A 13,630-nucleotide genomic window follows, 5' to 3' on the forward strand; every position below is an offset into this window, starting at 1 on the left:
AATGTCCCACTAGAGCGGCCACATTTGACCTCAGCTTCTTCTCACTGAAGTTGTAGACCCACGCATCACGATTAGTCTGCAAGCCTGCTGAGTACGTTGAGAACAATGCCCTCGTAGTTTCATCACGATGCTTATCGCCAATCGGATAAAACGCCTGAAACGCGTCTGACGACTGGTTGATCCATTCGCCACGCTCGTTCAGCTCAAGCTCAGACCATTCGATAGTGCCAACGTCGGATGTCTCTACGATTTCGAGCTTCTTCACGGCTCAGATAGTCGCCAATGTCGTTGTAGTGCAGCACGCACGGCCCTGCGTGAGCAGGGTCTTTGACCGCCAACATGATGGCAACAGTCGCGCGGCTTCCCGCTTCGAACGCATTTCCGCCTTCTTTGCGACGCTGTTCTCCCGAGGTTCGAGCATTACCTCGCAAGTTGTGCACATACAGGTGGTTAAAGTCGTCGATGAGGCTGTTTCTCAACCCGTCGGCTGAATTCGAGTCGATATACCCACCGTTCGTCACATAGGCCAAAACGCCCTGGTCGTCCAAACGGCCAGCTCCCCAGCGAATAGCCCGAATGTAGGAGCCGTACAGGCTGTTGACGTTTCCGCCCTTGGTTGTTCGTTTGGCAGCGTAAGTGTCGCGGATTCGGCTATCGAGTGTCGGATACGTCTGATTTGGGTTGTTATCGTTCGCGCTCGTTTGTCCGGCTGAGTACGGCGGGTTGCCCAGAATAATCTGTATGGGGCAGTCCAGCTGGCGAGTGGCACGTTCGCTGTTCTGCGTGAACATTTGCGTGTCGAGGGTGTCGCCGTCTTCTGACATCTGGAATGTGTCAGCCAGGACGATTCCCTCAAACGGCGTGTACTCACCACCCATAACACCGTGGTAGGTGGCCTCAATATTGATAGCGGCCACGTAGTAGGCCAACAGCATGAGTTCGTTCGCGTGGAGTTCGTTCGCATATTTGCGAGCCAGGTCGTGCGTGTTGATGATGCCCGACTGCAGCAGGCGCACAATGAAGGTTCCTGTACCCGTGAACGGATCATCCGCTGCACAGACTCCGATGTGTAGTCCGGCTCGGGGAGGTGGCCGTAGCGTCGCACCGACTCATCTCTGGCGCCGGTCGCATACGCTTCTGTATCTAGCTCGGATAGGAGACGCAGGCGGGTGTTCTCGGCGGTGATCGGCAGGATGGTGCGATGACTTATTGGGAACACCCCAAGCCTGTGCAACGCCTCCGCGCGGTGGATATCCAAGATCTTGCCAGAGCATCGGTGAGATTATTAGATGCTGGGGGGCTGAAAGCACTAACCCTGCGTGCTGTCGCTCAAGACATCGGTGTAGCTCCCGCTAGTCTTTACTGGCTCATCGTAATTGAGAGTGTAGAACCGGTCTGAAGCCGCCGGACTCGAGCAGACATCTCGCGATGTAGTGCGTGAGGTTGCGGAAGCCGAGTGCTGAGCCCCGTAGGTGTTCGAGCCTGCCATTGCTGATGCAGTGCTTTTTTACACATCTCACCACTCATCGGTGGGCCGGTCAGGTCATCGGCATGCGGGCCCCTCGGGGCCCAGCGTATTTGGCCCTGTCCGAGCGGATGTGCGTGTTATTGGACAGCGCAGGAGTGGCCGATCCGCTCGGGACCGCCTATCAGTTGTCCAATGTGGTGATAGGGTCGGCGCTCACTGCGCCCATGGCCTTCGATGAAAAACGCGTGCCCGTCGATGCCGAGCGGGCGCCGACCTACGCTCGACTCAAGGCCACACACCAGATCAGTCCCCACAAAGTTCTGGCAGATGCTGTGGACGCGCTGCTGTCACGATGCCACACGATGTGAGGGAGCTGCGCGGTGCCTATCACTAAGGCGTGACATCCAGAACCCCAAACATCCGGTATGCGGGATGATTGCTCGGCCTGGGGCTGACCGTGCTTGTGGGTTTTCTCATGCCCGATGAGCTAGCCATAGCGGCACGGGTGACCGCCGCGGTCGTCGTGCTGATGGGAACCTGGTGGGTTACCGAAGCCGTGCCGTTGCCGGTTACTGCCATGGTGCCACTTATCGCGTTCCCGGCCACCCAGGTGTTTCCCCTGGATGAAGTCGCCGGATCATATGCCAGCGAGATCATCTTCTTGTTGCTCGGCGGATTCCTGCTCGCACTTGGCATTCAGCGTTGGAACCTGCACCGTCGCATCGCCATACTCATCGTCTTGGTCGTGGGGACGAAACCTTCCCGGATGATTCTGGGGTTGATGATGGCCACCGCTGCGCTCGGTATGTGGGTCTCCAATACCGCCACCGCGCTGATGATGATTCCACTGGTGCGCGAGGAAGGCGGGGGTCGTGATGTGGGGGACGCCGATTCCGGCCACTCACAATTCGGTATTGGGCTGATGATTGCGATTGCCTATGCCGCCACGCTCAGTGCCTGTGATTCCATCATCGCCTCACCAGGCAATATCTTCGTGGTGGGATACCTGCAGGAAACGGTCGGTTACCAGGTCGGGTTCCTACAGTGGATGCTGTTTGGCATTCCGTTTTTGATCGTCTTTCTCGTCCTGGGTTGGCTGATCATCACCAAGGTTTTGTTTCGCCCGGAGGTGAAAGATCTCCCTGGAGGTCGCGACCTCTTCCTTGCGGAACTGAAGAAATTGGGCCCGATGGGTTCCGGCGAACTGGGTATCACGATGATGTTTCTGAGCGCTGCAGTGTCCTGGATCGTGGTCCCGATGCTCTTTGACGACCCCTGGGCCACCGACGCGGTGATCGCCCTGGTTGCCGGCGTGGCTACCGTCGTGATCCCTGCTCAGCCATCCAAAGGTGTGATGCTGATGAATTGGGAAACCGCGCTGAAGACACCGTGGGGTGTGCTGATTCTTTGTGGTGGGGGATGAGCGCTATCGGCCCAAGTGACCGACAGTGGCTTGGCTGATTGGCTAGGTGCTTCCCTGGGCGGCCTTGGTGCCGTTCCAGTCTGGGTGCTGGCCCCGATGGTGGTGCTATTGGTGATCGTCCTGAGGGAATTCACGTCTTCGATGGCCACGATCATCACCTTTGTACCGATCGTGGCTGGGGTCGCCGCCTCCGTGGGACACGACCCGGTGATTTTCGCGATGATGGTGACCCAGGCCTGCCAATGTGCCTTCATGCTTCCGGTTGCTTCCGCGCCCAATGCGATTGCGTTCTCTACCGGGGAGCTGAAGATCTCTCATATGGTCAAAGCCGGACTCTGGATGACTGTGGTCGGCTTGATCCTAGTCAGTTCTCTCGCTCTCTTTGTTCTTCCGGTCATTCTTCGGTAGCCGGTCACGCGGTGCGCCGTTGACCTGGAGAAACAGGTAGTATTCGACCATGTCCAGAACCCAAACCAGACGTGTCGTCTCGCTGTGGCAGCTGTGGGCTACTCTGGTAGTGCTCAGCCTGGTGCTGACCGGTTGCACCAACCAAGAGCGGGGCAATCCTGATGGTTGGGTCGAGATCGTGCCTGAGACCGTCCCCGAGATTGCTGCGTTGGTTCCCGAGGACCTGCAAGAACGTGGCGTGCTCCGGATGGGCACCAACACGCCCTTTGCACCCTTCGAATTCAAAGACTCCGATGGCACCATCATCGGCACCGAAATGGACCTGGGACGAGCTCTGGCCTCAGTGATGGGTCTAGAGTTTGAACCGGTAGAGCAGGACTTCGCCCTCATCCTGCCCTCGGTGTCATCCGGCACCGTGGATGTGGGCGGTTCCGGATTCACCGACACCGAAGAGCGTCGGCAGAACTACGATTTCGTCAATACGCTCTACGCCGGCATTCAGTGGGCCCAGCACGCCGAGCGCGACGCAGAGATCGATCCCGAACATCCCTGTGGACTCACCGTGGCCGTGCAACGTAATACCGTGGCCCAAACCGATGAGATCATTCCCAAGTCCCAAGCGTGTGCAGAAGCCGGCGAGGAACCGATCGAGATTCTGGCCTATGACACCTCGGATAATGCCGCGACCGCGTTTGTGCTGGGTCGGGCTGATGCCTTCGCCGCGGATTCTCCGATTGTCAGCTGGGTTGAAGACCAAGCCGACGGCGAGATTCAGGAGGTCGGGCCGATGTATCACGCCGCTCCCTACGGTTTTGCTGTGCCGAAAGATGCAGAACTCACCAACGCGCTGGTCGCAGCCATGGATCATCTCATTGAAACTGGTACCTACGAAGAGATTCTGGACCAATGGAATATTCAGGACGGTCTGATTGAAGAACCCTTAGTCAACGAAAAACCCGTCGAGATCCCCTCATCCCACACACTCGCGCCCTAGTGGAGCCAGCACATGACAGATCACACCACAGCTAAGACATCACCCGAGAGCCGAGCGGTTAGGCCCGAACCCATTCGCGCCAAGCCCTTGCGCCATCCCGGTCGGTGGGTAGCCGCCGCCGTGGTGGCCGGATTGCTGTTGTGGTTCGTGATCTCGGCGCTGAACAACGAGAACTACGGATGGGACGTCTACCGTTCTTACCTGTTTGACACCCGCATCGTCAACGCCGCCGGACATACCCTGGCACTGACCGTGCTGTCGATGCTGTTCGGCGTCATCCTCGGATCGGTCACTGCGGTGATGCGGATGTCGCCGAATATCGTGCTCAAATCGGTGGCGTGGCTGTACCTGTGGATCTTCCGTGGCACCCCAATCTACGTCCAGTTGGTGTTTTGGGGGCTGGCCGGCTCGTTGTACCAGTCAATCAACCTCGGATTTGCCGAGATCGACGTGCAGTCGTTGCTGTCGAATATGTTCGTCCTGGCCGTGGTCGGCCTATCGCTCAATGAAGGCGCGTACATGTCCGAAATTGTCCGCTCCGGCATTCAAGCGGTCCCCGAAGGACAGGTGGAAGCCTCCCAAGCGTTGGGCATGGGCTGGTGGCTGACCATGCGTCGCACCATCCTGCCGCAAGCGATGCGCATCATCATTCCACCCACCGGCAACGAGCTGATCTCGATGCTGAAAACGACCTCCCTGGTCGTGGCAATCCCGTACTCGCTGGAGCTTTACGGCCGGTCGCTGGATATTGCCAATGCGCTGTTTGATCCGGTGCCGATGCTGTTGGTGGCAGCCACCTGGTACCTGGCGATCACCTCGGTGCTGATGATCGGACAACACTACCTGGAAGAGCATTTCAACAAGGGAGTCTCCCGCGAACTGACGCCACGTCAGTTGGCCGCACTGGCCGACGCGGAAGGTGATTTCCCCTCCAACATCACCCTGGTCAACTCCGCAGACAAGGAGCGTCGTAACCGATGAATGCTCAAGCCAGCCTGACACCCATGATTGATGCTCAGCAGATCTGGAAGTCCTACGGAGATCTGGACGTGCTCAAAGGCATCGATCTACAGGTTGACCCCGGAGAAGTCACCTGTCTGATTGGCCCCTCGGGCTCGGGCAAGTCCACGTTTTTACGATGCGTGAATCACCTGGAGCAGATCACCGCCGGCCGACTCTACGTCGATGGAGAACTGATGGGCTACCGGGAACAGAACGGGGTACTGCACGAAATCACGCCGAAACAGGCCGCCGCCCAGCGCTCTGAGATTGGCATGGTGTTCCAACAGTTCAACCTCTTCCCGCACCGCACGGCGTTGGAGAACATCATCGAGGCACCCGTCAAGGTGAAAAAGCAGCCCCTGGATAAGGCCCGAGCCACCGCGAAGAAGCTCTTGGCCCAAATGGGTCTGGCTGCGAAAGCCACCGCCTATCCGGCCCAGCTTTCGGGTGGTCAGCAACAACGTGTCGCCATCGCTCGGGCGGTGGCGATGAACCCGAAACTGATGCTGTTCGACGAGCCCACCTCGGCGCTGGACCCAGAGCTAGTCGGAGAAGTCTTGACCGTGATGCGCGAGCTCGCCGAGGATGGAATGACCATGTTGGTGGTCACCCACGAAATGGGCTTTGCGCGGAATGTCGCCGATACGGTGGTGTTCATGGACGGGGGAGTCGTGGTCGAAGCAGGGGAGGCCGGGCAGGTCATCGAAGACCCCCAGCAACGTCGCACCCAGGAATTCTTAGCCAGTATCCGACGTTAGTGTCGGGCTGGGCCGTCGGGAAGGGAGCAGCTCATGGCCGAGCCACAGGTTTACGTGCTGGGTAGCGCTAATGTGGACCGTTATCTGTTGGTCGAACACATCGTGCGGGCAGGGGAGACCATTCTTGCCCAGGACACTTCCGCCTCACTGGGCGGAAAGGGACTCAACCAGGCGGTGGCCTCCGCACGCTACGGGGCGAGAACGCATCTGGTGGGATGTCTCGGAACTGATGTCGAAGCTGAGTTGATCTTCGAGACCATCACGTCCGAACCCCGTCTCGATACCTCGCTGATGACCCAGGTGGAGTCCCATCCCACCGGCATTGCCACCATCCAGCGTGATCCGGCCGGGGAAAATAGCATTATTGTGGCCGCCGGAGCCAATGCTGCCTTGCATCCCGACCATGCCGTCGCGGCGTTGAACCAAGTCAGCACCGATGATCTCGTCCTGGCCCAGCTGGAGATTCCCTACCCCACCGTGGTGGCCGGACTCCGCGCTGGGCAGCGGGCTGGTGCTCGCACTGTGCTCAACGCTGCCCCGGCAACCACTCACGCTGAGGTGCTGGAGTACACCGACGTGCTGGTGGTCAATGAGATTGAAGCCACCACGTTGAGTGGCGATACCTCGGGTCTGGGCACCGTTGATCTGGCTACTCGACTCTCCCAGCGCTATCACCTTGATGTGGTGGTGACCCTGGGCGAGCGCGGGAGCCAGGTGTGTACTCAGCAGGGCCAGAAGCTGGTGACGGTGCCGGCGCGAGACACCGACGTGGTCGATACCACTGGCGCCGGGGATGCTTTCACGGGAGCCCTGGTGGCGGCCTTGGTCGCTGGCGAAGACGTGGTCACGGCAGCCGCCTGGGGCACCGTCGCCGGATCCTTCGCCTGTGAGTCCCAGGGCACCCAAGGTTACCCCACACGACAGCCGGACCTGGAGGAAAAGGTTCCGGCCATTCTGGACGCTATCCGCTAGAGACCGAACACCTCGCGCAGATGCGGACTCAGCATCGTCCCGGAGGAATCCAGACATTGACGCACCCGGAGGAAATCCTCCCAGTGTTCATAGCGTGTAGCACACTGCTCGGCGGTCAGTGTATGCCACTTACCCCAGTGAGGCCGGCCCTGATACGCCGACATCACCTCGCTGACGGTGGCAAAGTAGTCGGCGAAATCCTCTGGGGCGTGCCGGTGCACGGCAATATAGCCGGTGGTTCGACCCTGGCTGGTGGCTAACCATCCGCTATCGGCGGCCGCACTACGCACCTCGATCGGGAATGTGGCTGATAAGCCCCGATCACGCAGGGCTCGGTCAAGTTCGCGTAGTACTTCGGGAACTGCCTGGAAATCTACGGCGAACTCGGTCTCGTTGAACCGTACTCGCCGCGGTGAAGCAAAAGCAGTCGCCCAATTCTTGATCCGCTCGGATTGACCCCACCCCCGAGTGGTGAGGTCATTGAGCCGTGGGGTCACCTGCGGTGCCAGATTGCCCAGCCGGCAGATCGCAGCGAATCCGGCGTTACTGATCACCTCCTCGCGCACCAGCCCGGTGAGGTCTTGACCTCGTTGCACGAGGCGGGAATGCCCGGCCTGAGTCTGTGCCACGGTTCCGGCGGGAAGCCGACGAGAGGTTTTGGTGACCGCCTGCTGGCTACGCATGAACCAAAAGAACTCAAAGTGGTCGTTGTCAGTGTTCAGCTGTTCCCACCCATCGAGTACCTCGTCGATGGGTTGCAAGCACTGGCTGGTGTGCAGATCATAGTCGGGGACCAGTTGCAGGGTGACCTCGGTGAGGACACCACAAGCGCCCAGGGTCACCCGCAAGGCGTCCAGCAGTTGCGGGTGTTGATCGGAAACTTTCAGGTGCTCGCCGTCGCCGGTGATCATAGCCAATCCGGCAAGTTGGGAGGAAAGCCCACCGAACCGGAGTCCGGTGCCATGAGTTCCGGTGGAGATGGCCCCGGCAATGGACTGGCGGTTAATATCACCGAGATTCTCCATCGCCCACCCCGTGCCGGCCAACAGGTGCGGGATCTGCCACAACTTTGTACCGGCTGCTAGCGTCACCCGCCCGGCGCGATGATCGAAGTCGATTAGCCCGCTGAGATGATCGGTGAGCACCTGGATGTCTTCACCGACCGCGACGGCCGAAAAGCTATGTCCAGAACCGACCGGACGTACCTGCCGGCCGGTGGTTCGGGCCCGGGTGAGAATGGCCTGTAGTTCCTCCACCGACCTAGGATTCAGGGTGGTGCGCGGGCTCCACCGGTAATGACCCGACCAATTCCGCTGTGATCCGATGGGTTTTCGACATGGTAACCACCGTGGTATTGCCATCACCACATCTGTCCTTCTCCGCGATAGGTCGTGACCACTCCGAGATGGTCAGCGCCATCAACGACGTGCAATTCATTGAGATGCTCACATAGCTCTCCGGCCTTGGTATGGCGCATCCACACTCGGTCGCCAATACCCACTTGGTGACCGGCAGCTACGGTCATTGGGGTCTGCACCTCGCCGGCACCCTCCCGCGAGGTCAGGCGTAACCCCTCGGGGTAGACCGGAACCGGTAACCGGTCTGGACCGGGTGCTCCGGAGGCAATCCATCCGCCACCGGCGGCGGTGACGTACCCGGGTGCCGGTATCCGGGTGATATCCAAGACGAAGTAGGTAGCCGGGCGCTGCGTGAAGGTGGTGTAGTGATCGAAATAGTGGGAGGCGTAGAGCCCTGAGCCGACCGTGATCTCGGTGACTGACGGATCAATCCTGGTGGACTCCACCGAGCCGGTGCCCCCGCCGTTGACGAATTCCAGCTCGGTCAGCTCGCCGATAGCGGACACCGCCGCACCACGGCGGGCGGTCAGTTCAGGCACCGAGAGCTTCTTCAGCATCCGCACCGCAGGGCTGGTGTCGTTCACCCCGGCCACTTGAGCCTCATAGCCCATGATCCCCACGAGGTTGAGCGCCGGGGTCGCGATCACTGCACGGGCTGCGTTGACCGCCTGCTGGCGGTGGTGAATGGGCGAGCGCCGGGTCCCTAAGTGCAAGCCCGCAAACCGGTAGGAACAATCCAGGTCCAAACAGACTCGAAACCGGTGGGGCGGCGAGCCCGCCTGGCGGTGCACTGAAGCCAGCAGCCCGAGGTGGTCAGGGTGGTCGACCATCAGGGTGATGGCATCGCTGAGTGTCTGGTCGCTGATCAGCTCTGTCAGTACCGCGGTATCGACGCTGGGATAGGCGACCACCACATCATCCAGACCGTCACGCACCAACCAGATCGACTCGCGCAGTGAATAGGCCAGAACCCCCTGAAAACCCGGCACACGCAACACCGCATGAAGCACCGGCACAGAACGCACCGATTTAGAAGCCACCCGCAGCGGGACCCCGTCGGCACGGTTGCGCAGGGTAGCAACATTGGTGGTGAACGCCCGCCGGTCTAGCACACCCAGGGGCGCGCTGAACCCCGTGATAGCGCGAGCCATCTCCGCAAAGCCGGACCGTTGCTGCGCGCTGGGTGTATCGCTGGTGGTAGCCAGGTCGCTGAGCCCGAGCAACTCGGTGGCAGCGTCCGGGGTGGCGGGCTGGCGATGAGCAAGCAATGTGTGTTCTGTCACACTGATAGCATATCGTGCCACCGGCCCAGCGGATGGTTTTTAGTGCTTGTGATACAGCTGTGTTTTGCGCTGATACTTTGGCTCGGAGGTGACTTGCATCCCCAGGGACCGGAAGATGCCCTCATCCACCGAGCCCAGAATAGTCGTGGTGTGTACATCGCAGCCACGCAGATTCTTGATCTGGTCAATGGCTCGGGCTGCCGTGGGATTGGAAGCGGCCGAGACCGATAGCGCAATGAGCACCTCATCGGTATGCAGACGCGGGTTCTTCGAACCTAAGTGCTGGGTTTTCAGGGTCTGGATCGGCTCAATCGACTCAGGAGACAGCAGGTGTTGGTGATCGTCAATGCCGGCCAAGTACTTCAGTGCGTTAAGCAACATCGCCGCGGAACACCCCAACAGCGGTGAGGTCTTGCCGGTAATAATCTTGCCGTCGGCGACTTGCATGGCGCTGGCCGGCTGGCCGCTCTTCTCAGCCCGCTCCAGGGCAGGTGCGACCACCACGCGGTCATGAGGCTCCACCCCGGCTTTGGCCATCACAATCCGAATCCGGGATGATACGGTGTCGTCGATATCGGCTTTGAATTCATCGACCTTGGCCTTATACCAGCGCCGGATGATCTCTTGTTGAGCGGCGTGCTGGCAGGCGAGATCGTTACTGATGCACCGACCGGCCATATTCACGCCCATATCGGTGGGCGACTGATAGGGCGATGTTCCCGAGAGCTTTTCCAGCATCGCCTTTAGCAGGGGGAAGACCTCGACGTCGCGGTTATAACTGGTCACCTTTTCGTCATAGGCGGTCAGGTGATACGGGTCGATCACGTTAATATCGTCGAGGTCGGCGGTGGCGGCCTCATAGGCGAGGTTAACCGGGTGTTCTAGGGGGAGGTTCCAGATCGGGAAGGTTTCAAACTTGGCATAGCCGGCGACGACACCTCGTTGGTACTCGTGATAGATCTGCGATAGCGAGGTCGCCAATTTGCCAGACCCCGGTCCCGGTGCGGTGACGACCACCAGGTCTCGGGTCGTTTCGGCGAATTCGTCCTGTCCGAATCCTTCGTCGGAAATCACCCGGGACGTGTCATTGGGGTATCCGGGAATGGTGAAGTGGTGCGAGACCTGCAGTCCGGCATTGCCGAGGCGACGAGAGAAGTCTTTCGCGAGGGCATTATCGTCTGAATATTGTGTAATCACGACGTTCTGCACCAGGAATCCGCGTTCGCGAAACACGTCGATGAGCCGTAGCACATCTTCTTCATAGGTAATGCCTAAATCGGCACGAATCTTCTGACCTTGGATATCGAAAGCATTGACACAGATGAGGATTTCCAGCTCATCGCGGAGCTGATGGAGCATCGAGATCTTATTGTCCGGGGTGAAACCGGGAAGGACTCGGGAAGCGTGGAAATCATCGAAGAGCTTCCCACCCATTTCGAGGTAGAGTTTGCCGCCGATCTTCTCGCGACGTTCGATAATATAGCGTGACTGTAACTCAATGTAGCGTTGCGGGTCGAAACCGTGAGGGTGAATGGTGGATGGCTCTGGAGCAACAAATTCACGCAGTGTGGTCATGTCTGTCCATTTAAGCACCTTCTGCTGGGACAAACCTGACACCCCGCCGCGTGATGTGAGATTAGCCGGTGAGTTGAGCAGTAGCGAGGATGAGGCCAGAAGGCGAGAACGATTCTTGCCCCGGTGGATAGGTGAGAATGAGGAAGGCAGTTATGAACGCAACAATGGCATGGCCGGCGATTGTGGAGTATGTCAGACAGGATCCCGAGGCTCGTTTTCCCCGGTTACTGGCCCTGGATATGGACGGGACCCTGCTGGACGGGGCCAAGAGAATTCCGGATTCGTTCTGGTCATTAGCCCAGGATCTACATCGGGCGGGATGTCAGGTGGTGCCCAGCTCGGGGCGCCAGCTGGCGACCTTGTCAGAGATGTTTGCTTCAGACGAAACGATCAGCGACTTTGTGGCGGAAAACGGTGCTGTGGTCGCCAGTCAAGGCCAGGTTATCGCCACCCAATCGTGGAACAAGCCCACGGTGATGGCCGCATTAGGGGCGATCACCGCTGCCACGACCGGACTAGACCGGGTAGGGGTGGTGGTCTGTTCAGCTGCGGAAGCGCTCATTCGCCAGGTTGATCCGTCCCTGTTCGAGGCCATTCAGGTTTACTACCGGAGCCTGCGGTATGACGATGAGCTGGTGAGCGCCGTCGGTCGTGCAGAGTTTGACGTCGTGAAGATGGCCGTCTACATTCCCGACGCGGATCAATACCAACGGTTCCTGAGGAGTCTCGAAGAGCATGCCGCAAATACTGAGCAACTCGCCACTGTCGATATCGTGCGCTCGGGACGCCAATGGGTTGACATCATGGATTCCCGCGTCAGTAAAGCCACGGGGTTGTCCGCTTTGGGGGAGCATCACGAGGTCTCACTACAAGACTGCATGGCCGTGGGAGATTACCTCAATGATCTGCAGATGCTTAAAGGCGTTGGCACCTCGGTCGTGGTCGCTAATGCTCATCCTGAGGTATTCGAGGTGGCAGATTTTGCGATTGGCGCCAATACAGATCACGGAGTGATTGCCTTGATGGAAGCACTCGTGGAATACGCGCCTTAGACCTGACATCGACAGGCCGAGTACGCCAGACGCTCGGTCTGCGTCAGCTCTCATGGTGGTGGTCGTTTCAGGGCTCCTGCGCGACTCATAGTTATATTCTGACGATCTTCACCACCGGCACCCCTTAGACACAATCCCTAGTGGTTTTCCGTTATGGAGTCCACTAGGGATTGTGTTTTGTCAGTTTACGACGCGCGACACGCGGGGTGAGATAAGAAACTTTTTGGCGATTTTTGGGTGGACAACCTCATGCACACGTTGTGGATACCCTGCGTGGTGTTGAATCAGAAGCGCGCGTTCGTGCGGATGCGCAACTGCTGTTCATCTGCCATTCACCCTCATGTTCTGTGGACAAGCCTGTGGAGGAGTTACAGGCATGTAATCCACAGGATATTGTGGTTGCTTGCAAAGCTCATCCCTAGATGTAGTATTAAACAAGATCGATCGCCACAACGTACATGACCTGGCAGATCGAATAAAGAGACCAAGAACCCCGGATTGGTTGTCAAGCGTTGCTTTGAAAAAACCGTCCTTGTTTTTCAGGAGATAGATCATGAGCGTGACCGTTTACAGCAAGCCAGCCTGCGTTCAGTGCAACGCTACCTACCGTGCCCTGGATAAGAAGGGTATCGAGTACAAGGTGGTCGACATGTCTGAAGACATGGAGGCACTGGAGCAGGTGCGTGCACTGGGCTACATGCAGGCTCCTGTCGTGATGACCGAAGGTGACCACTGGTCAGGTTTCCGTCCCGACAAGATTGCTGAGCTCGGCCAGCAGCAGGCCACCACTGTCGCCTAACACCTTTTTCTGTCAGGAGGGAGTCACGAGATGAGCACCGCGGTCGCAGATCGTTCATTTATTCGCTCCCCAGAACAGCAGCAGCTGCAGACCACCAATGCTCGGCTGATCTATTTTTCATCGGCGTCAGGCTACACCCACCATTTCGTGGAAAAACTTCAGCTACCAGCTGGGGTAACCGCCCGGTTGCCGTTGATGACCAAAGAACCCACCCTCGAAGCACAACAACCTTTTGTGCTGTTGCTTCCCACTTATGGTGGGGGAGACGGTCGCGGGGCCGTCCCCAAACAGGTCATCAAATTCCTCAACCTCAAAAAAAACCGGGACCTACTTCAAGGCGTGATCGGTTCTGGAAATACCAATTTTTACGATGCTTATTGCCTGGGTGCCGACATCATCTCCGCCAAGACCCAGGTACCGGTAATGTACAGGTTTGAACTGATGGGCACCGCCTCCGACGTTGCCCGCGTTAAAGAAGGATTGGAAGAATTTTGGCAACAGCAGTCACGGAACAAGAATTGATTCAGTCCGCTAAATC

13 protein-coding genes and 2 pseudogenes are annotated in these 13,630 nt (G+C 58.6%); 10 read left to right on the top strand and 5 right to left on the bottom strand.

Going from position 1 to position 13,630, the window contains the following annotated elements:
* Positions 1 to 19: 19 nt before the first annotated feature.
* Positions 20 to 265, bottom strand: a pseudogene (locus DCC27_RS12640) (type ISP restriction/modification enzyme); the annotation flags it as partial.
* Complete coding sequence (locus DCC27_RS12145; RefSeq protein ID WP_122549164.1) at positions 210 to 1,016, bottom strand: hypothetical protein; 807 nt, start codon at positions 1,014 to 1,016, stop codon at positions 210 to 212. The pseudogene DCC27_RS12640 and the gene DCC27_RS12145, both read right to left, overlap by 56 nt.
* 185 nt (positions 1,017 to 1,201) lie before the next feature.
* On the opposite strand from DCC27_RS12145, the gene DCC27_RS12385 reads away from it, so the two are divergent.
* The 7 genes and pseudogenes from DCC27_RS12385 to DCC27_RS02945 all read left to right on the top strand — a co-directional run bounded on the left by DCC27_RS12385 (position 1,202) and on the right by DCC27_RS02945 (position 7,025).
* A complete protein-coding gene (locus DCC27_RS12385; RefSeq protein ID WP_110110074.1) occupies positions 1,202 to 1,399 on the top strand; it encodes a TetR family transcriptional regulator in 198 nt (65 codons plus the stop codon).
* A gap of 152 nt (positions 1,400 to 1,551) precedes the next feature.
* Positions 1,552 to 1,836 carry a hypothetical protein gene (locus DCC27_RS12390; protein ID WP_246840124.1) on the top strand — a complete coding sequence of 95 codons (285 nt, stop codon included), beginning with the start codon at positions 1,552 to 1,554 and terminating at the stop codon, positions 1,834 to 1,836.
* Between the two features lie 107 nt (positions 1,837 to 1,943).
* Positions 1,944 to 3,299, top strand: a pseudogene (locus tag DCC27_RS02920) (DASS family sodium-coupled anion symporter).
* 49 nt (positions 3,300 to 3,348) lie between these two features.
* Positions 3,349 to 4,293 carry an ABC transporter substrate-binding protein gene (locus tag DCC27_RS02930; RefSeq protein WP_110110076.1) on the top strand — a complete coding sequence of 315 codons (945 nt, stop codon included), beginning with the start codon at positions 3,349 to 3,351 and terminating at the stop codon, positions 4,291 to 4,293.
* 12 nt (positions 4,294 to 4,305) lie between these two features.
* A complete protein-coding gene (locus tag DCC27_RS02935) occupies positions 4,306 to 5,274 on the top strand; it encodes an amino acid ABC transporter permease (protein WP_110110077.1) in 969 nt (322 codons plus the stop codon).
* On the top strand, positions 5,271 to 6,053 hold the full coding sequence (locus DCC27_RS02940; RefSeq protein WP_110101006.1) for an amino acid ABC transporter ATP-binding protein: 783 nt from the start codon (positions 5,271 to 5,273) through the stop codon (positions 6,051 to 6,053). Before DCC27_RS02935 ends, DCC27_RS02940 begins: the two co-directional genes overlap by 4 nt.
* A gap of 33 nt (positions 6,054 to 6,086) precedes the next feature.
* Entirely contained in the window at positions 6,087 to 7,025 is a 939-nt protein-coding gene (locus DCC27_RS02945; protein ID WP_110101007.1) for a ribokinase, read from the top strand.
* Here DCC27_RS02945 and DCC27_RS02950 read toward each other — a convergent pair.
* From DCC27_RS02950 to DCC27_RS02960, 3 genes are read right to left on the bottom strand one after another with little or no spacing between them, the layout of a single operon-like run.
* Positions 7,022 to 8,386, bottom strand: a complete 1,365-nt coding sequence (locus DCC27_RS02950; RefSeq protein WP_146206424.1) for a D-arabinono-1,4-lactone oxidase — start codon at positions 8,384 to 8,386, stop codon at positions 7,022 to 7,024. The genes DCC27_RS02945 and DCC27_RS02950 overlap by 4 nt on opposite strands.
* On the bottom strand, positions 8,386 to 9,666 hold the full coding sequence (locus DCC27_RS02955) for an amino acid deaminase/aldolase (RefSeq protein ID WP_146206425.1): 1,281 nt from the start codon (positions 9,664 to 9,666) through the stop codon (positions 8,386 to 8,388). Before DCC27_RS02955 ends, DCC27_RS02950 begins: the two co-directional genes overlap by 1 nt.
* 39 nt (positions 9,667 to 9,705) lie before the next feature.
* Entirely contained in the window at positions 9,706 to 11,241 is a 1,536-nt protein-coding gene (locus DCC27_RS02960; RefSeq protein ID WP_110101010.1) for a DUF1846 domain-containing protein, read from the bottom strand.
* 152 nt (positions 11,242 to 11,393) lie between these two features.
* On the opposite strand from DCC27_RS02960, the gene DCC27_RS02965 reads away from it, so the two are divergent.
* The 3 genes from DCC27_RS02965 (at position 11,394) to nrdI (ending at position 13,614) form a co-directional block, all read left to right on the top strand.
* The gene (locus DCC27_RS02965) at positions 11,394 to 12,293 is read left to right on the top strand and encodes an HAD family hydrolase (protein ID WP_168186064.1); all 900 of its coding nucleotides are present in this window, start codon (positions 11,394 to 11,396) and stop codon (positions 12,291 to 12,293) included.
* Positions 12,294 to 12,846: 553 nt separating this feature from the next.
* Positions 12,847 to 13,092, top strand: a complete 246-nt coding sequence (gene nrdH, locus DCC27_RS02970; RefSeq protein WP_110098232.1) for a glutaredoxin-like protein NrdH — start codon at positions 12,847 to 12,849, stop codon at positions 13,090 to 13,092.
* Positions 13,093 to 13,122: 30 nt separating this feature from the next.
* On the top strand, positions 13,123 to 13,614 hold the full coding sequence (gene nrdI / locus DCC27_RS02975; RefSeq protein ID WP_110101013.1) for a class Ib ribonucleoside-diphosphate reductase assembly flavoprotein NrdI: 492 nt from the start codon (positions 13,123 to 13,125) through the stop codon (positions 13,612 to 13,614).
* Positions 13,615 to 13,630 lie beyond the last annotated feature (16 nt).

Origin of the sequence: Auritidibacter sp. NML130574 (assembly GCF_003185725.2) — a bacterium.
In the GTDB taxonomy this organism is placed as follows: domain Bacteria; phylum Actinomycetota; class Actinomycetes; order Actinomycetales; family Micrococcaceae; genus Auritidibacter; species Auritidibacter ignavus.